The sequence below is a fragment of the Nonlabens ulvanivorans genome, from assembly GCF_032922765.1.
GTDB lineage: Bacteria > Bacteroidota > Bacteroidia > Flavobacteriales > Flavobacteriaceae > Nonlabens > Nonlabens ulvanivorans.
In genome coordinates, this window is the sequence record NZ_CP136694.1 from 129555 (window position 1) to 148655 (window position 19101).

The window sequence follows — 19101 nt, forward strand, 5'->3', positions numbered from 1 at the left end:
AGGTGTCATCAACTTTAAAACGTGCAACCTTAATTAGATCCATTTAATACCACAACCCATACTAGGTTTTTGAACTGTAGGGACTTTTTTATTTCCCATTATGGCATCCATCGCTTCTCTTAAAGAACGTCCCGTTAATGGTATGCCATTTCCAGGTCTAGAATCGTCTAGTTGACCTCTATAAACCAGGAAGTCCTCACTATCAAAAAGATAAAAATCTGGAGTGCACGCCGCATCATATGCTTTTGCAACTTCTTGACTTTGGTCGTATAAATATGGAAAAGTATAATCGTTTTCCATAGCCGTTTTATACATCATATCTGGTGAGTCTTGTGGATATCTTTCAATATCATTACTAGATATCGCTACAAATCCAAAACCAAGGATTCTGTAATCATTTGCCATTCTTACAATTTCCTCATTAACATGAATAACAAATGGACAGTGATTGCATATAAACATGACTACAGTTCCTTTTTTGCCTTTAATTTGATCAAAAGACAACATATCACCACTAATAGTATCCAGTAATTGAAATTGAGGTGCCTTTGTGTTTAAAGGCAGCATGGTAGAAGGAGTTAGAGCCATTTAGTTTTTTATTATTAGTAGTATGAAAATGATTTTTGTTACGCTTTCGCGAAAGCGTAATTATAAAAAATAGCCATAAAAAGATTACTTAAAGTTTTTTTAAACCTGTAAGGATTGGTTTTAATTTTTTTAAATTTAAAATAAAAAGATGAAAAAAGGATACGACACAGTAACAGAAGCAGTAGAGGATTTACAGTCCAAAGGATACACGATAGATTTTGACTTGGTAGAAGATGGCGTGCATTCTAAACATTTAAAAAAAGAATGGAAGGCAGGCGAGATAGAAGTTGTGCAATTTTTTAGATTTGAGGGAATGACTAATCCTGGTGATAATATGATATTGTATGCACTGGAATGTTCAGATGGTGAAAAAGGATTATTGTTAGATGCTTATGGAGCAGATGTTGCTATATCTCGTGAAATGATAGAGAAATTAAGAATGCATTAATGGAGATTTCTTGGAGCGATTTTGAAAAGATAGACATGCGAGTAGGAACTGTGCTTACGGTAAGTGATTTTCCAGAGGCTAGAAATCCTGCTTATCAATTACAAATTGACTTTGGTCCTTTAGGTATTAAAAAAACAAGTGCTCAAATCACAACGCGATATGATAAAAATGAACTGGTAGGAAAACAAGTCGTTGCTGTGATAAATTTCCCCAAAAAACAAATTGCAAATTTCATGAGTGAATGCCTTGTGTTAGGAGTAGTAGGAGATAATAAAGACGTGATACTTTTACAGCCCAGTGCGGCTGCAAACAATGGTGATAGAGTAGGTTAGTGTCGTGAATTAACTAATAGCATTCATAAAAAAAGCAGCTCATTATTAATGAGCTGCTTTTTTATGCTATTTAATGACTTACTAATTCACCGTGTATCGGAAACGTTCTATTTCACCTTTAGAATTTTTCATTTGAATCAATAGCGTTTCATTTGGAACAACATCTCTTAAAACAGCTTGTATATCATCGATATCGGTCACATCAGTATCATTTACTTTTGTAACGATGTAATCACTTAAATTGTAACGTGATAGTTTACCTATCGTTTTTGTGATTTTAACACCATCTTTTACATCAAAAATCTTTTTTTCTTCACCAGTTAAGTTTCGCAATTCCATTTCTATTTGTGGAATAGTTACCGTGTTATTCTTTGAGATAGTAATAGGTATAGTGATCAAGTTATTTTTCCTTATTACTTCGGCATTTACTATATCACCAGGATTTTTTGTTTTTATATAACCAGATAATTCAGAGAACTTACTGATTTTAACACCATCTAGAGAAGTGATTACATCTCCTTTCTGTAAATCACTTTTATCGGCACCGCTATCTTCTACGATTTCTGCTACATATATTCCTTCAGTAGAGTTAAGGCCAAATTCTTTAGAGTTTGTCCCGTTTAGGTCCGTTCCTCTGATACCTAACATACCTTTTTGTACAAAACCAAACTCCATAAAATCCTCGATGATTTTGCGAGCATTATTAGACGGCACTGCAAATGAGTAACCTATATAAGAACCTGTTTGAGATTTAATTGCTGTATTAATTCCTATAAGTTCACCACGTGTATTTACTAGCGCACCACCAGAGTTCCCTGGATTAACTGCTGCGTCTGTTTGAATAAACGATTGGACTTTTGAATCACGAGATTCAAGGTCACGACCTTTTGCGCTTATAATTCCTGCGGTTACTGTACTGGTAAGATTAAAAGGGTTTCCTACTGCTAATACCCATTCTCCAATTTTAGCATTATTAGAATCGCCAAAAGGAACAAACGGTAAATCCTCATCGGTATCAATTTTAATTAATGCGATATCACTTTCTTCATCTGCTCCTATAAGTTCTGCCTTATAAGTTTGATTGTTGTTTAACGTCACTTGTAAATGGTTAGAATTTTTAATCACGTGATTGTTAGTGATTATATAACCATCAGGTGTGATAATAACACCGCTACCTGTTCCTATAGCCTCACGGTATGGAGTGCGTCCTGCCCATACATCTGCCATAGACATAGGTGCTCTAGCGACTGTTTTATTAATTACATGTACCACAGAGTGTACGGTTTTTTCTGCTGCTTCAGTAAAATCTACACCAGCAATAGAGGTGTTGCCTGTGTAAGAAACAGGTGTTACCGGTAAAGGGCTTTCTATGATAGATGATTGAGTGATGGCACCATTAGATTCTTCATTTTGTACCAGTTGGTAACCGCCTAATGCGACTATTCCACCTAGAATAGCCATTCCTAGAGATTTGATAAATGTTTTCATTTGCTTTCTTTTTCTATTATGACTTAATAACTTAAAATTAGTTTAGTGATTGTACAATACAAATTAGTTTAACCTTATTTAACAGTTGAGCATAAGCTTTTTAAGAAATAGATTTCTTTTTTAATTTTATAACAGCTGTATCATCTATTTTCCTCTTTATTATGATCATTAAGAAATTGCGGCCATAAGCGTTAGAAAAAAGTTTTCGCTTTACCTTTGCAATTATGAGCCATATACAATTCTATAAATACCAAGGAACCGGTAACGACTTTGTCATGATTGATAATCGTGATCAATTATTTTCCAAAAACGATACCAAACTCATAGAATTATTATGTGACCGAAAATTTGGCATAGGTGCAGATGGACTTATTTTGTTAGAAAATCATCCTACGGCAGATTTTAAAATGGTTTATTTTAATGCAGATGGCCAGGAAAGTACCATGTGTGGTAATGGAGGAAGATGTCTAGTACGATTTGCTCAATTTCTAGAGATAATAAAAGATACGACAACCTTTGAAGCTATCGATGGTTTGCATCACGCTAGAGTTGTGGATGATATATCTATCAGTTTACAGATGAGTGATGTTACAGATATGCGATTAGAAAACAGCTATGTTTTCACAGATACTGGATCACCACATCATGTTCAACTTACTGAAAATTTGACAGAACTAGATGTTTATAAAGAAGGAAAGTACTTGCGAGATAAGGTATATGGAAAAGCTGGTGCAAATATTAATTTTGTTCAGCTTCAAGATAACAACACCTTTAAAGTACGTACTTATGAGCGTGGAGTAGAGGATGAAACACTAAGTTGCGGTACTGGCGTTACAGCTGTTGCTATTGCTATGCACAAGACTAACCACACAGCGTCTAATGAGGTGACTTTAGAAACACCAGGTGGTGTTTTAAAAGTATCTTTTGAAGCTTGTGATACTGGATATGAAAATATATGGCTCACAGGACCTGCGCTGCAAGTTTTTAAAGGAACCTTTACAGCATGATGCTACAATCTCAATATTGCTTTTTAAGAGCTGTAGATCCTGAAGATATGGAGTTTATCTATAGACTAGAAAATAATTCCGAGTTATGGGAAGTGGGAAATACGTGGACGCCATTTTCAAAATATACGATCAGAGAATATCTAGAAAACGCGCATCGCGATATCTATGAGGTCAAGCAATTGCGACTTGCCATTTGTAATTTAAAAGAAGAAATAATAGGTGTTGTGGATCTTTACGATTTTGATCCTTATCATAAACGTGCTGGTGTAGGAATCGTGATATCTCAACATGCAGATCGTCAAAAGGGTTATGCCTCAGAAGGACTACAATTAATGATTGATTATGCCTTCAAGCATCTTAGGTTACACCAGCTGTATGCTGGTATTACAGAGGATAATAAAGCTAGCAGAAAGTTGTTTGAGAAATTACGCTTTCGCGAAAGCGGAATAAAAAAAGACTGGATTGCCACAGAAACTTCTTATAAAAACGAAATCACCTACCAACTTATTAATGAATAAATATAAAAACGTAATCGTAGGAGTAGCCCTAGTGGGCTTGATCGCAATGTCTTTATTTGCCTATAAAGTTTATAGCACCTTTTTTAGTGCAAATACCAACTTTGAGGCTCAAACTTATGAAGTTTTCATTCCATCGACAGCAGACTATAATGCCGCTTTTATGCTAGTGGCAGACGCTGTTGAAGACCGAGATGCATTTCATGAAACTGCGGTGCGTAAAGGTTACAACTCAAATGTAAAACCTGGACATTATATTCTTAAAAAAGGAATGAGTAATAATGATATTATCAATACCATACGTATTCAGAACCAACCTGTTAAGGTTCGATTTAATAATCAAGAACGATTAGAAAATCTTGCAGGTCGATTAGCACAGCAGGTTGAACCAGATAGTCTCACTCTATTAAAAGTGATGAAAGATTCAGCTTTTTTAAAAAAACATGGGTTTACAGAAGAAACTGCACTGACCATGTATTTGTCCAATTCTTACGATTGTTACTGGAATACTAGTGCCGTAAAACTGAGAGATAAGATGTTAAGTGCTTATAAAAATTTCTGGAATGAAGACAGACTCGCAAAAGCAAAAAAGATAGATCTCACACCTCAAGAAGTTTATACACTTGCCAGTATAGTCCAGAAAGAAACGGCTAAAGCAGAAGAACGTCCTAGAGTTGCAGGTGTTTACATGAATAGATTGAATAGAGGAATTAAACTCGATGCAGACCCAACTGTAATTTATGCTAAAAAGCTAAAGGAAAAAGACTTTAATCAGGTTATCAAACGTGTATTGTATGTTGATTTGACTATCGATTCTCCTTTTAATACTTACAAATATTCTAGTTTACCACCTGGACCTATAGTAACACCAGACCTGAACGCTATCGACGCAGTTCTTAATTATGAGAAGCATGGTTATTATTATTTTGTAGCCAATGTTGAAAATTTTGGGTATCATAAATTTGCTAAGACCTTAAGTCAGCATAATGCAAATGCAGCTGCTTATCGCAGATGGGTGAGTAGGCAAGGAATAAATAGGTAAGTTGTTTCTTCTAGAAAAGTCATTTCATTAACTGGTTTCCATTCAGAATTTATAAAATTATCTTTAGTTAAGTTTTTTAAAATCTATACTAGATACTGTGTATGATTTTGGTTTTCAAATATTTATGAGTCTGTTAGGACTAATTTAACATCTTAAAAATCCACAACCGTTAATTAGTCGTAAATTTGCGCCGCGTTAAAGAAAGGGTGACAGTAACTTTCGAAAACAAAATTTATGAAATCACGTCATGTGTATTTGGTTGTTTTACCATTAGTGTTAATCTTTTGGTCTTTTAGTAATAACCACTTGAAATTAGATTCTGGTGTTTTTAAAACCAGTGTTAATAATATCAATGAAGAGTTCTATGATGCAGATGCTTTTATAGGTCCTGTGACAAGCTCTAATTTATTTGATGTACGCTATTACTCTTTAGCGATTACACCACCAGATTCATTTTTAACCTTTAGAGAAGCTTTAGCTTTTAAAGAATCCCAAGGGAAATTTTGGAAAGTGAATAGTCTAGGTTATATGGGGAAATATCAATTTGGTATGGCCACATTAGAAACTTTAGGTGTTAGAGATTCCTTGCAATTTTTAAGATCTCCTAGATTACAAGAACGCGTGTTTATTAAAAATTTACGTTACAATCATGAAATTTTAGAGCCATATATTAAACAATATGCTGGCAAAAAGATAGGTGGTATTCATGTAACTGAAAGCGGCATTCTTGCTGCAGCACACCTATCAGGTCCTGGTGGTGTAAAACGTTTCTTTAAAACTAAAGGTCGTAAGTCTAATCGTGATGCTTACGGTAGTTCTGTAAAGACGTATATGAAACGTTTTGGAGGTTATGACTTAAGTGAAGTTATTGGTTATTAAGATTTTTTTAAGATTTGATTAAACCTTTACATGAAATTAAAGTCTAACCTGAGAAATAAGACTTTAATCATGAAAAAAACTTTACTACTCTTTTTGCTATTAATTCAAGTAGCAACGGTCTATTCTCAGACTCTTTATGATATGAATACCATCCAAGACATTAGAATTGTCTTTGCGCAAAGTAATTGGGACGCTTTACTAGATGCCGAAAAAGCTGGGGCAGATGGTTATATAGCGGCCACTTCAGTAACTATCAATGGTACCGTATTTAACAATGTAGGTGTGAAATATAAAGGGAACAGTTCTTATAGAGCAAACCAAACTAAAAACCCTTTTCACATCGAGCTAGATACCTATGTTGATCAAGATTATGAAGGCTACACAGATCTTAAACTAGCCAATGTTTATTTTGATCCATCATTTGTTAGAGAAACAGTTTCCTATAATATTGTCAATAAGTACATGGATGCGCCACAAGCAAACTATGCTAATGTATACGTAAATGGAACATTGATTGGGTTGTATACTAATGTAGAGTCAATTTCTAAGAAATTCGTCAATAAGCACTTTAACTCAAATGATAATGCATTCTTTAGTTGTAGTCCACCAGCAGGCGCAGGACCTCAAGGAAATGATTTTCCTAGTTTACAATATCTAGGAACCAATTACACAAGTTATGAAGACGCTTATGAAATAAAGTCAGATGTGACAGGTACTGGATGGGATGATTTAATAGAATTAACTAGAATATTAAATACGGATATAAACAATATTGAAACTGTGCTAGACGTAGATGCTGCGTTATGGATGCTTGCCTTTGATAATGTGATGGTAAATCTAGACAGTTATCTAGGTCAGTTTAAACAAAACTATTATTTATATAAAGATGATAACGGTAGATTTAGACCAGTAGTTTGGGATTTGAACATGTCTTTCGGAACCTTCGGTCAGACTGGATCTGGAGGATCTTTGAATAGTACTACGCAGAAAAGTCAGTTAACTCATTTGTTACATGAAAATGACGCTGCGTGGCCATTGATGAGTAAGTTAATGGCAGTACCACGTTATAAAAAAATGTATCTGGCTCATTTTAAAACGATTTTAACTGAAAATATATCGAACTCTGATTATTTAACTAGCGCAAATGCTTATCAAAATATTATTGACCTTGCCGTACAAGCAGATAATAATAAGTTTTACAGCTACGCACAGTTCAATAGTAATATCAATTCAGATGTAAATGCACAAATGAATACTGCTAGTGGATTAACAAATTTAATGAGTGCGAGAAGTACATATTTATTAGCACAGTCTGACTTTACTGCCATACAGCCTTCTATTACCGCTGTAGCTCCATCTATAGCTACACCAATCATAGGCAATACGATAACTGTTACTGCACAAGTAACTAATACGAATACAGCGGCTGTATATTTAGGATATCGTGAAGGTGATTTTGTACCATTTACTAAGATTTTAATGTATGATGATGGAGCACATAATGATGGGGCTGCTGGTGATAATGTTTATGGTATTGACTTACCGATTACCAATTCATTGACCCAATATTATATTTATGCAGAAAATAACAATATAGGGGCATTTTCACCAGCAAGAGCTGAATATGAGTATCACTCTACAGTAGCAACTTACACAACAATTACTCCTGGAGATTTAGTTATTAATGAAATAATGGCATCTAACAGTACAACTGCTGTAGATGATGATGGTGAGTATGAAGATTGGGTAGAGCTTTATAATAACTCTTCTTCAACTTTGAGTCTAGATAACTTATACCTATCTGATGATACTACCGATCCTTTAATGTGGCAATTTCCTAGTGGAACAACCATAGCGCCAGATAGCTATCTAATTGTATGGTGCGATAAAGATTTAACTCAAACAGGTCTTCATGCCGACTTAAAATTTTCATCAAATGGAGAGGATGCTGTATTGTCATACGATAATGGAACCGTAATAGAGTCCATCACATTTGGTGCACAAACCACTGATATGGGATATGCTCGTGTACCTAATGGTACTGGTAACTTTGTGATTCAAGCACCTACTTTTGGTACTAATAATGAAACATTGAGTAATAGCGACTTTGAACTTAATACAGATTATGCTATTTATCCTAATCCGGTTAACGATGTGATAAACATCAATACTAATAATGGAAGTATTAATCAAATAGCGCTGTATAATTTACAAGGACAACAGTTGATGAGTCTCAAATTTGATGGAGAACAACAAAGTCAATTAGACTTAACAAACTATACTCAAGGAATCTATTTATTGACCATTAATAATCAACAAACGGTTAAGGTGATTAAGCAATAAGTTCATAATTATTTGCAACAAAAAAAACCTGCAAAGCTCGCTTTGCAGGTTTTTTGCGTTTAAATAATTTCTATTTCTTCTCTATACTTTCCAGTTGGATTGATAGTGCTTTAGTAGATAACTGCACCTCTATAAGTGATAGAATAAGTGATATCATTAAAGCCAATAAACTGATTCCAAAAACTAGATTTGCCCAAAAATCCAATTCTATATAAATTAAAAACATCGTGATTACCGCAAGTAAGAAACTTAAAATAGCAACGGCTTGCATATTTTTAATAATGGTCAGTCGCTTTCTTAATTTTTGAACTTGAATACGTACTTTATCTGATGGATTTTCTTCGTACTTAGCATGTAGATTTCTTATTAACGCAGCAATGGCTAGATAACGTGCGTTATAAGCCAGCATGGTTAACGATATGGCTGGGAAGAGTAGGGCTGGTATGCTCAGGGATAATTCCAAAACTTGATTTTTAATTAACTATTGATTTCGTTACAGGGAATTGAAAGTTTTATATCTACAGAAAACGAAGTGTTTAAATAAACACTGTGGTTAAGCTCTACTCCCAAAAATCGCACTACCTATGCGTACCATCGTACTACCTTCTTTCATTGCAATTTCATAATCACCTGTCATTCCCATAGAAAGAGTCTTAAACTCATGAGAATCACTGATTAGGTGATTGTCGTTGATATGGTCTAGTAGTGTTTTGAGACTTTTAAATTCTTTACGTACTTGTTCTTTATTATCTGTAAAAGTGGCCATGCCCATCAGTCCTGTGATGCGCACGTTTTTATAACCTGCAAAGGCATCACTACTCAATAACTCGAGCAGTTCATTTTGATCAAAACCAAATTTTGTTTCTTCTTCAGCAATATGAATTTGTAATAAACAATCGATGACTCTTTCGTTTTTTGCGGCCTGTTTATTAATTTCTTTAAGCAATCTTGGAGAATCGACACTGTGAATCAAATGAACGTAAGGCGCCATGTATTTGACCTTATTCCGCTGTGTGTGACCTATCATGTGCCAGTGAATGTCCTTAGGTAGCGTTTCCCATTTTTCGGTCATTTCCTGAATTTTATTCTCACCAAAGTGTCTTTGTCCAGCATTATAAGCCTCTTGCAGGTCGCTAATAGGTTTGGTTTTGCTTACAGCAACTAGAGTGGCTTTGGGTTCTATGCTTTCGCGAAAGCGTAATAAATGATCTTTTATGCTCATGATTCAAATTCGTAAATGGTAAGTCCGCTAGGTAACTTAGGTCTGATGTAAGTGCTCTTAGGTGGCATGATTAGAGACTCGTCTGCGATGGATTTCATTTGCTCTACTGTGGCAGGGAATAAACCAAAACCAACGGCAAATTCATTTTTATCTACTCGATCTTTAATGCGCAATAAATCTGTCTGTCCATAACTGTAGGCGATACGAGAATCGTTGCGCAAGTCCTCAATGCCCAAGATAGGATTTAAGACCAAATCAAATAACATTTGAGTGTCCAGATCATCGAGTGGCGTTTCAATGTTATAAATGTCTTTACGTAAATACAAACTGTAAAACTCGCCATCTAGATACATAGAGAAATGGTGTTTTTTTGATGGCTTATACATCTCTAGACCACGATTCTGTATACGGAATTTCATATCCAGTTGCATGAGAAAAGCTTCTTTACTCAATCCGTTTAGATCTTTAACGAGTCTGTTAAATTCATAGATGCGCAACTGACTTTGAGCGATGAGGTAACTCATAAAATGATTATAGCTGTCGTGCTTTTCTCCCATCTCACTAGCGAGTAGGGAAGAGCTGGCGCTACGGTGGTGACCATCTGCAATATAGACGTGTGGCATCGCTGCAAATTGCTGTTGCAATGACTGTATATGATGGATGTCTTTTATCACCCATAGTTTATGACAACTGCGATCTGTGGTAACAAAATCATAGACAGGTCTGTGCTTTTTTTCTTGGTCAATTACTTCATCAATGACGTGATCATCTGGATAGGTGAGTAGTACAGGCTCTGCATTAAAGCCTACTGTTTTTAAATAGTCTTTAAATAGTTTTTCTCGTTTTTCTAAGGTGTCTTCATGCTTTTTTATCTTTCCGCTATCATAATCTACAGTGGAAGTTCCGGCAATGATTCCTGTGTAAGAGTGTACCGCATCTGATCTTTCATAGATGTAAAATACAGGCGATTCATCTTGAACAAGGTATTGTTCTTCCTTAAATTCTAGATACCGATTGCGCACTAGATTAAATCGCTCTTCTCCTTTAAGGCTATTACTAAATTTATAACCAGGATTAAGGATGTGCAAAAAGCTAAAGGGATTATATTTTAAAATTGCCTCTAGCTCTGTGTCACTATAATCTTGATATGTGCGCGATATGACGTGTGACGCCATATGCGGTGCTGCTCTTACTCCTTTAAAAGGTTTTATGATGGGCATTTAATCAATTTTAATAGTGAAAAAGCTATTCATAATCTCAGTGTCTTTTTCATTAAAATATTCAAAGTGGATTTCATCAAATTCTTTAATGTTAATTATATCTATTTTAATGATATTATAAAGCTTTTGCGATTCTATCGCTTTGATACTGTCATTGGATATCATTCTATTTCTATAGTCATTAATTGAAATAGTGATAAAATGTATTCTATTTATTTTATCTACCGTATATCCGCAGCTTATTTCTACATCTTCTAAGGATTGTTCTAGAGCTCTACTTAATTTTCTTAAGGTCGATGACTCATCTTTTATATACTTTAAAACCGGTGTGTTATCTTCCTGTTCTGAGTATTCATTCAGTTGAATTGATGAAAAGGTAAATGATAATAACATTAGTAAAGAAATTATCTTCATCATTTCCTATTTAAAACTACCACTCACTTTCTCAGCTTTTCTCGACTCACTATAGTCATAAAAACCTTCTCCAGATTTCACACCTTTTTTACCAGCCATGACCATGTTTACTAATAATGGACATGGAGCATATTTAGGGTTTTTAAATCCATCGTACATGACGTTAAGAATAGAAAGACAAACGTCTAATCCAATAAAGTCTGCTAGTTGTAATGGTCCCATAGGATGTGCCATACCTAACTTCATTACGGTATCAATTTCTTCTACACCAGCAACGCCATTATATAAGGTTTCAATAGCCTCATTAATCATAGGCATCAAGATACGATTTGCTACAAAACCTGGGTAATCATTTACTTCAGTAGGTGTTTTACCTAGTTGTTTTGATAACTCCATGATAGTAGTAGTGACCTCATCACTAGTAGAATAACCTCTTATGATTTCTACCAGTTTCATAATAGGCACCGGATTCATAAAATGCATCCCTATAACTTTTTCTGGACGATTAGTAACCGCAGCGATTTGAGTAATAGAAATAGATGAAGTGTTAGTAGATAGAATACAGTCTGCTGGTGCAAACTCGTCCATTTCACTAAATATTTTTAGTTTAAGATCTACATTTTCTGTAGCTGCTTCTACAACTAAATCTGCTTGAGCCACTCCAGTTTTTAAGTCCAGAAATGTAGTAATGTTTCCTAGAGTAGCTGATTTATCAGCTTCAGTAATACGTTCTTTGGCAATCATGCGGTCTAGATTCTTAGAAATAGTTCCTAAACCTCGATCGATAGCTTCTTGTGTACGTTCTACTAGGGCTACTTTAAATCCTTTTTGAGCAAATGTATGTGCGATACCATTTCCCATGGTTCCTGCTCCTATTACGGTTATATTTTTCATTATTATAGCTGTTTATTTTTTTAATAATTTGTTACCATATTCTTTTAAAATGGAATCGATAGCAATAAAACTATCATAAGCTTCCTGACTATTAAAATCAGTATTTAAAAAGGTGATTTGACCTATACTAGTTTTAGGATTAAAATACATTAAGGTAGAAACGCCTGGATCACCACCAGAGTGACCTATGCCATCTCTTTCATAGGTGATAAACATTCCTTTATTAAAACCTTTCTGAAAGTCGGCTAGCGATTTTTCTGTTTTAAACATTGATTGATTTAGTTGCTTTTTATATAACTGTACATAGGTGGACGTTTTTAATAAAGTTCCCTTACCGTTATAACCATTAATAAGTTCAGTAAGAATTATTCCTAGATCGTTAGGTGTGGTATATAAACCACCATCTGCAAATGTGATTAATCGATACACAGGATAACGCAGTTCTAGTGTGCTGTATAAAGTGCTACGTTGACGCGAGTCTAGGTCTGCAACATTCCAAGAGGTGTTTTTTAAACCTAAAGGATCAATGATATGCTTTTTAGAATATTCTTTAAAAGAAGTTTTAGTGGCTTTTTCAATAATCAATGCTGTAAGTCCAGCACCTATGTTTGAGTATGAATATGCGGTACCAGGTGCAAACTGATGAAAGATATAGGAAGTCTGTGTGGAGTCCACTGTCTGCAAACCTTCTTTTAAATAGGCCTCAAGACATGGAGCCGTTTTCTGAGAATGAAAATAAGCAAGTTCTTCTTGATCAATTTTAGGATTATCTACAGCGTCATCTTCAAGATTGATATAGCTCAAATCATAATAGTCACCGTCTAGAATACTACTTGTATGTGAGGTTAAATGCCTTACTAAAATGGGATCATCTGGAAATTGAGGATTGCGTACGTTAAAATCAAGATAATTGTTAATATCATCATCCAGTTTGATGTGTCCGTCTTCTACTGCTTTAGCAAGAGTTAACCCTAAGATTACTTTTGAGATAGAAGCGATGTTTTGAATAGTGTTTTCTGTATAGTCTGCTCTTATCTTACGATCTAGATATCCAAAACCTTCTTGAAAAACAGGTCCTTTTTCATTAACTATAGAAACACCTATACCATGAAATTGTTTAAGTTGGTGTATGCTATCTAATTTTTTATCCAGTTCTACTTCAACAGCTTTTACAATGATGTTTTCATCAGTAGCGGTAGTATCAGCATTTTTGCAGCTGCTCAAACCACATAAGATTAATAAGCTAACCAGAAGTTTATAATTCATTACAGTGATTTAAATTCCTTAATGATTTTTAAGGCCACATCTAGTGCCGCTGTTCCATCCTCTAGATTTACTACTGGTCTGGTGTCATTTTCTATAGCGTCTGCAAAGGTCTCTAGCTCATCGAGTATGGCATTGTTATCTGCAACATCAGGATTGTCAAAATAGATTTGTTTTTTCTCACCTTCAGCATTTTTAAGAATCATATCAAAATCTCCTGGAACCTCTGGAGCGTCTTTCATACGCACAACTTCTACTGCTTTAGTTAAAAAATCAACAGAAATGTAAGCATCACGCTGGAAAAAACGTGCTTTACGCATTTTCTTAAGACTGATACGACTAGCGGTTAGATTTGCAACACAACCATTTTCAAATTCTATACGAGCGTTAGCAATATCCGGAGTTTTAGAAATTACAGAAACACCACTAGCACTTACAGATTTTACAGGACTTTTTACCACACTTAAAATGGCATCAATGTCGTGTATCATTAAATCCAGCACTACACTTACATCTGTACCACGTGGATTAAACTCTGCCAGGCGATGAGTTTCTATAAACATTGGGTTATCAAATCGATCTACTACAGATCTAAATGCCGGATTGAAACGTTCTACCTGACCTACTTGACCTTTTACATTACGCTTTCGCGAAAGCGCAATTAAATCATTTGCCTCTTCTACAGTAACCGTTATAGGTTTTTCAACAAATAAGTGCTTGCCAGCCTCGAGAACTTTCATTCCACTCTCGTGATGATAAGAAGTAGGAGTGACCACGTCTATCATGTCACAGGCCGCGATAAGTGCGTCGATGTCTGAAAAATATTTGTAACCAAACTCTGCCTCAATGGATGCTGCATACTCGGGATTTGCATCATAAAATCCTATTAATTCATAACGCTCACTTTGTTCAAGAAGTCTTAAGTGAATTTTTCCGAGGTGTCCAGCACCTAGCACGCCAGCTTTAAGCATAGTTTATGGGTTTTCCACAAAAATAAGGATTAGCAAGGAGAAAATTATCTTAAATCTTTTTGATAAAATGTGCTGTGATTTTTAAGTAGTCATTATAAATTAGCGGTATCAAAGATGACTTCATACATAAAGGTAAAAGACGCCAGCTGGTAGAGTTGATGCGTGAGAAAGGAATCAAGGACCAGCGTGTGCTGGATGCCATGAATAAAGTGCCTCGCCATGTATTTTTAGACAGTTCTTTTCTAGAGCATGCTTATCAAAATAAAGCATTTCCTATAGGTGCTGACCAGACCATATCGCATCCTTATACGGTTGCTTTTCAAAGCGAACTTTTACAAGTTAAGCCTAATGATAAGATTTTAGAGATAGGAACTGGTAGTGGTTATCAATGCGCAGTGCTTTTAGAAATGGGCGCACAGGTTTATACTATTGAACGTCAGAATGAATTGTACAAAAAGACCAATCTGATTTTTAGAAAATTAAATTATAGGCCTAAAAGATACTTTTTTGGTGATGGATATAAAGGTATGCCAGAAGATGCACCATTTGATTCTATTATAGTCACATGTGGTGCGCCTCAAATCCCTCAAACTTTATTAAGTCAGCTTAAAATAGGAGGTCGTATGGTCATACCGGTCGGTGATGACCCACAAATCATGACCTTATTGATTAGAGAATCTGCGACACAGTTCTCTAAAGAAACTTTTGGAGAGTTTAGGTTTGTTCCATTTTTAGATGGGAAACAATAAAAAAAGCGATTCAAGTAATTTCTCAAATCGCTTTTAAGTTAATAGACCTATAATTAATCAAATAAATTAGACTCTTTTCTTTTTATAGTGTCTGCCATACCATAATAGAATTCCCGTAATGGGCAAACTAGCGGTAAGGAAACTAATTATAAAGGCAATTATTTTGCCTACAATACCACCTATAGCACCTATATGAATGTCATAATTCATGCGTTGTATCTTATCTGCTACTTTTGCATTTTTATATTTTCCATAAATACTAGGTGTTTCTATTTCTTCTAAAGTATGTTGATCAAAGAATCTAAAGTCAGCATCATAGTAAAGTCCATTGCTATTAGTAACTTCTATATAAATACTTTCTTCTTCAGTTTTAGGATAGTGTAATTCAAATGCTTCTGCCTCTGGATTTTCTTTATGAAGCTTTACTATCAAATAATCCATGGGAATAGTTTTATTATCAAGTGACGTATCACTATTATTTTGCGGTATGATAAATCGAGCTTCTTTATCGCCACCAGTTGATTTATAAACCACATATTTAAGCCAGTTATAAGACATCATAGATCCAGTAAATGCAAGCACTAAGGCAAATGAACATATGTAAAATCCTATCACGGTATGCAAATCAAAATTTTTACGTTTCCATCTTGTGGTTTTTTTCCAATCAAATTGGATGCGTTGTTTTATATTTTTTCTCTTCTTAGGAATCCAAAGTATAAAACCTGAAATGATGATGAACATGAATAGTAATATAGAAACACCGACCACTTGCTCGCCGATATCTTTAGGTAACCACAGGCGCATATGACCTTTTAGAATAAAAGCAAAAAAACCTGATAGATGATCATCTACTTGTATAACCTTACCAGTATAAGGGTTGAGGAATACGCTTTGATAAAATTCTGGTTGTGCGTCATAAAAAATGACCTCAATGGCATCATCTGCTTTTTTAAAAACGGTACCATGTACGGTATTATTAGGGAAAACCGTTTCAGCTATATCTCTGGCTTCAGTAGGCGTTAATATAGGTGCATTGTGTGGTTTAACTTTTTTATAATCATCATATAGACTTTCTATCTCTTCTCTAAATGCCCAGCAACAACCAGTAATGGCTACAATAAAAACAACAATCCCTGTGGCAAGACCCAAGATTTTGTGTAACTGAAATACAAATTTTTTAAATGTCATTTTATTTTATTTTAAAAAGAGCAACTCTACATGGAGCTGCTCTTTTTGACAATTGGCTAATTAAAAACGATAAGAAATGTTAGCTAGTAATGCTCTAGGCATTTGTGGATTAATTGTAGTCCAACCTTTATAATATTCTTTATTAAAGGCGTTATTAAGCTTTAAACCAACTCGATAATGATCTGCTTGATAAAAGACAGATGCGTTTACAATCGTATAACTAGGTAAGATAAAATCACCAGTAGAGGCATAATTTATGGCAAATCGCTCACTGGCTCCATTAAGACCTAGTCCTAGTCCAAAGCCATCTAGATTTCCTTGTTGAAATTCATAATTAGCCCATAGATTATATAAAGTTTCAGGTCCAGCCTCTAGTGGTCTTTTATTTAGTATCTCTGTATTGTCAGACTCAGTTGTCTCACTATCATTTTTACTAAAACCAGCTCTTATATTAAGTCCTTTAATAGGATTTGCATTGATTTCTATTTCAAAACCACTGCTTACAACTTCGCCGCCTTGAATTTTATTGAATGGAGAAGAAGGATCAGTTATTACTCGGTCTTTTACCTTAATGTCATAATAGCTTATGGTGGCATTAAGTCTATTTTTAAAAAGATTTGTTTTGATTCCTACTTCAATCTGATTGGCTTGCTCTGGATCAAAAGTTGCTAAAGTTTGTGCTCCTGCAGATGGATCACCAACCAGTTGAGGTGCTACGTTAGTAAAACCGTTTTGATAATTTGCAAATACTGATAGTTGATCTTTTATAGGTTGATATAATACACCTAACTTAGGTGAAAGTGTCGTCTGATCATAATCATCATCAATCGTTGCAAGGTCGCCTTCATTATTAAAATGATCAATTCGTAAACCAGCCATCACAGACAGGCGATCACTAATATTTAATACATCAGACGCATAGACACTGTAAATTTCATAATTTGATTTTACGTTACTAACACCGATGCCGGCAAGAGCTGCATCAACACCAGAAGTTGATAATGGATATACATCTTCCTCAATAGCAGTCGTAAATGGATTGTCACCGTTTGCACCGCCGTCTGGTGTAATATTGCCATAAAACGCATATCCTGTACTATTATTAGTCTGTGATTCATTAAAATAATCTAGGCCTATCACCATTCTGTTGCGCAGTTTGCCTATTTTAAAGTCACCTATGAAATTTTGTTGAATATCTGTTGTTTGAGTATTTGCATTTTGTTTATTGATGTATCTTGAATAAGTGTCTCCTTCTAGGATTCCAAAATCAAATAGGTAAGAATAATATCCTTTTGTTGATGTGGAACTCTTAGATAACAATGTTTGTGATTGCCAGGTATCAGACAGTTTATAATCCATCTCGATACGGTAGTTTTGTGTTGGGTTTTCTAGAGTTAAATCATTACTTGTAAATGATAATTTGTTGTTGTAGTTCAGTTCTTCTAGATTACGAGCTGCAGTAGGTGCACTTCTATTTAAGAATAAAAAAGTTGGATTGGTTTGTTCTGCTTGAGTTATCTCACCATAAAATGAAAAAGACAATCTGTTATTTACTTTGTAGGATAATGATGGAGCCACAAAAAAAGATTTTCTAAAACCAGCATCTTGAAAACTCTGCTCTGTACTATAAGCTGTATTAATCCTGAAGTATAAATCATCTTCCTTACTTAAAGCTGTATTGTAATCACCTACTATCTGGTTGAGTCCATAGGAACCCGATGTAAAGGATAGCTCACCGCCAGAGCCTGCATATGGTTTTTTGGTCACTACGTTTATTAATCCACCATAAGAGCTTACAGCATTACCAAATAAGGTAGCAGATGGACCTTTTAAAACCTCAATACGTTCTATGTTTGCCGGATTAATCGTTCCGTTAGTTAAACCAGGTAATCCATTTACTAATTGTGGTTGTACAGAAAAACCACGCAAAGAAAAATATCCTGCGCCATCGCCACCACGACCAGTAGAGGTCCATAAGTTTTCTACACCAGTAGCGTTTTTAAGTGCGTCATCAAAATTGGTGACAATCTGTGATTGTAAAAGTTCATTGGTAACCGTGCTGTAAACTTGTGTGTTCTCAATATCCTTAAGTGGTAATTTAGACACATATGCAGTCTTTTTTCTAGAGAATTTATTACGTCTTTCTCCATCAATAACTATTGCACTTAAGATTTCATTTCCCTCATATAGAATGATTGTTTCTACTTTTAAATCTTTTTGATTGATAATAGAAAAAGGGATTTCTCTAGTCTTAAAACCTAATGAAGATAATATAAGTGTGTAATTTCCATCTTTTATTTCCTCAATTTTAAACTGACCATCAACATCTGATTGCACACCTTTCGTGGTGTTTTTTAAAAATATGTTCACTCCTAATAAAGGAGTATTGTTACTGTCTGTTACCTCACCTGTTATCGATGCTTGTTGACATAGCGCTATTTGTACGCTAAAAAATAGTAGTAAAATGGATATTAAAGTTTTCATTATTTTTATTTAGACTTATTATTAATAGATGAATTTTGTGCAAAAGTATATGCC

The 19101-nt window shown here is 34.8% G+C and carries 19 protein-coding genes; 8 read left to right on the plus strand and 11 right to left on the minus strand.

The window, feature by feature from the left end:
- Window positions 1-33 precede the first annotated feature (33 nt).
- On the minus strand, window positions 34-588 hold the full coding sequence (locus R1T42_RS00400; protein ID WP_036581842.1) for a thioredoxin family protein: 555 nt from the start codon (window positions 586-588) through the stop codon (window positions 34-36).
- A gap of 148 nt (window positions 589-736) precedes the next feature.
- On the opposite strand from R1T42_RS00400, the gene R1T42_RS00405 reads away from it, so the two are divergent.
- Complete coding sequence (locus R1T42_RS00405) at window positions 737-1036, plus strand: hypothetical protein (RefSeq protein ID WP_036581839.1); 300 nt, start codon at window positions 737-739, stop codon at window positions 1034-1036.
- Entirely contained in the window at window positions 1036-1368 is a 333-nt protein-coding gene (locus R1T42_RS00410) for a tRNA-binding protein (protein ID WP_317290860.1), read from the plus strand. Before R1T42_RS00405 ends, R1T42_RS00410 begins: the two co-directional genes overlap by 1 nt.
- An 81-nt stretch (window positions 1369-1449) precedes the next feature.
- On the opposite strand, the gene R1T42_RS00415 is transcribed toward R1T42_RS00410, so the two are convergent.
- The gene (locus R1T42_RS00415; protein WP_317290861.1) at window positions 1450-2856 is read right to left on the minus strand and encodes a S1C family serine protease; all 1407 of its coding nucleotides are present in this window, start codon (window positions 2854-2856) and stop codon (window positions 1450-1452) included.
- 224 nt (window positions 2857-3080) lie between these two features.
- On the opposite strand from R1T42_RS00415, the gene dapF reads away from it, so the two are divergent.
- From dapF to R1T42_RS00440, 5 genes are all read left to right on the plus strand, one after another.
- On the plus strand, window positions 3081-3863 hold the full coding sequence (gene dapF / locus R1T42_RS00420; protein WP_317290862.1) for a diaminopimelate epimerase: 783 nt from the start codon (window positions 3081-3083) through the stop codon (window positions 3861-3863).
- Window positions 3860-4381, plus strand: coding sequence for a GNAT family N-acetyltransferase (locus tag R1T42_RS00425; protein WP_317290863.1), 522 nt, complete (start codon window positions 3860-3862; stop codon window positions 4379-4381). Before dapF ends, R1T42_RS00425 begins: the two co-directional genes overlap by 4 nt.
- Entirely contained in the window at window positions 4374-5420 is a 1047-nt protein-coding gene (gene mltG / locus R1T42_RS00430) for an endolytic transglycosylase MltG (RefSeq protein WP_317290864.1), read from the plus strand. Before R1T42_RS00425 ends, mltG begins: the two co-directional genes overlap by 8 nt.
- Window positions 5421-5654: 234 nt before the next feature.
- The gene (locus R1T42_RS00435) at window positions 5655-6299 is read left to right on the plus strand and encodes a peptidoglycan-binding protein LysM (protein WP_317290865.1); all 645 of its coding nucleotides are present in this window, start codon (window positions 5655-5657) and stop codon (window positions 6297-6299) included.
- Window positions 6300-6368: 69 nt separating this feature from the next.
- A complete protein-coding gene (locus R1T42_RS00440) occupies window positions 6369-8642 on the plus strand; it encodes a CotH kinase family protein (RefSeq protein WP_317290866.1) in 2274 nt (757 codons plus the stop codon).
- A gap of 70 nt (window positions 8643-8712) precedes the next feature.
- On the opposite strand, the gene R1T42_RS00445 is transcribed toward R1T42_RS00440, so the two are convergent.
- The 7 genes from R1T42_RS00445 to R1T42_RS00475 form a co-directional block, all read right to left on the minus strand.
- Window positions 8713-9105 carry a DUF2721 domain-containing protein gene (locus tag R1T42_RS00445; protein ID WP_317290867.1) on the minus strand — a complete coding sequence of 131 codons (393 nt, stop codon included), beginning with the start codon at window positions 9103-9105 and terminating at the stop codon, window positions 8713-8715.
- A gap of 90 nt (window positions 9106-9195) precedes the next feature.
- Entirely contained in the window at window positions 9196-9864 is a 669-nt protein-coding gene (locus R1T42_RS00450) for a YggS family pyridoxal phosphate-dependent enzyme (RefSeq protein WP_317290868.1), read from the minus strand.
- A complete protein-coding gene (locus R1T42_RS00455; RefSeq protein WP_317290869.1) occupies window positions 9861-11084 on the minus strand; it encodes a DUF1015 domain-containing protein in 1224 nt (407 codons plus the stop codon). The genes R1T42_RS00450 and R1T42_RS00455 overlap by 4 nt, the downstream gene beginning before the upstream one ends.
- The gene (locus R1T42_RS00460; RefSeq protein ID WP_317290870.1) at window positions 11085-11498 is read right to left on the minus strand and encodes a hypothetical protein; all 414 of its coding nucleotides are present in this window, start codon (window positions 11496-11498) and stop codon (window positions 11085-11087) included.
- A gap of 6 nt (window positions 11499-11504) precedes the next feature.
- Entirely contained in the window at window positions 11505-12392 is an 888-nt protein-coding gene (locus R1T42_RS00465) for a 3-hydroxyacyl-CoA dehydrogenase family protein (RefSeq protein WP_317290871.1), read from the minus strand.
- A 12-nt stretch (window positions 12393-12404) separates the two neighbouring features.
- Window positions 12405-13658: a serine hydrolase domain-containing protein gene (locus tag R1T42_RS00470; protein WP_317290872.1), complete on the minus strand. Its 1254-nt coding sequence runs from the start codon at window positions 13656-13658 to the stop codon at window positions 12405-12407.
- Window positions 13658-14626, minus strand: a complete 969-nt coding sequence (locus tag R1T42_RS00475) for a Gfo/Idh/MocA family protein (protein ID WP_042248598.1) — start codon at window positions 14624-14626, stop codon at window positions 13658-13660. The genes R1T42_RS00470 and R1T42_RS00475 overlap by 1 nt, the downstream gene beginning before the upstream one ends.
- 107 nt (window positions 14627-14733) lie before the next feature.
- Between R1T42_RS00475 and R1T42_RS00480 the strand changes: the two genes are divergently transcribed.
- Window positions 14734-15375 (plus strand): protein-L-isoaspartate(D-aspartate) O-methyltransferase, encoded by a 642-nt coding sequence (locus tag R1T42_RS00480; protein WP_042290073.1) that lies wholly within the window; start codon window positions 14734-14736, stop codon window positions 15373-15375.
- A 66-nt stretch (window positions 15376-15441) separates the two neighbouring features.
- Here the strand turns inward: R1T42_RS00480 and R1T42_RS00485 are convergent, their stop codons facing one another.
- Both R1T42_RS00485 and R1T42_RS00490 read right to left on the minus strand, forming a co-directional pair.
- A complete protein-coding gene (locus tag R1T42_RS00485; RefSeq protein ID WP_317290873.1) occupies window positions 15442-16563 on the minus strand; it encodes a PepSY-associated TM helix domain-containing protein in 1122 nt (373 codons plus the stop codon).
- Window positions 16564-16623: 60 nt separating this feature from the next.
- On the minus strand, window positions 16624-19047 hold the full coding sequence (locus R1T42_RS00490) for a TonB-dependent receptor (RefSeq protein ID WP_317290874.1): 2424 nt from the start codon (window positions 19045-19047) through the stop codon (window positions 16624-16626).
- Window positions 19048-19101: the final 54 nt, after the last annotated feature.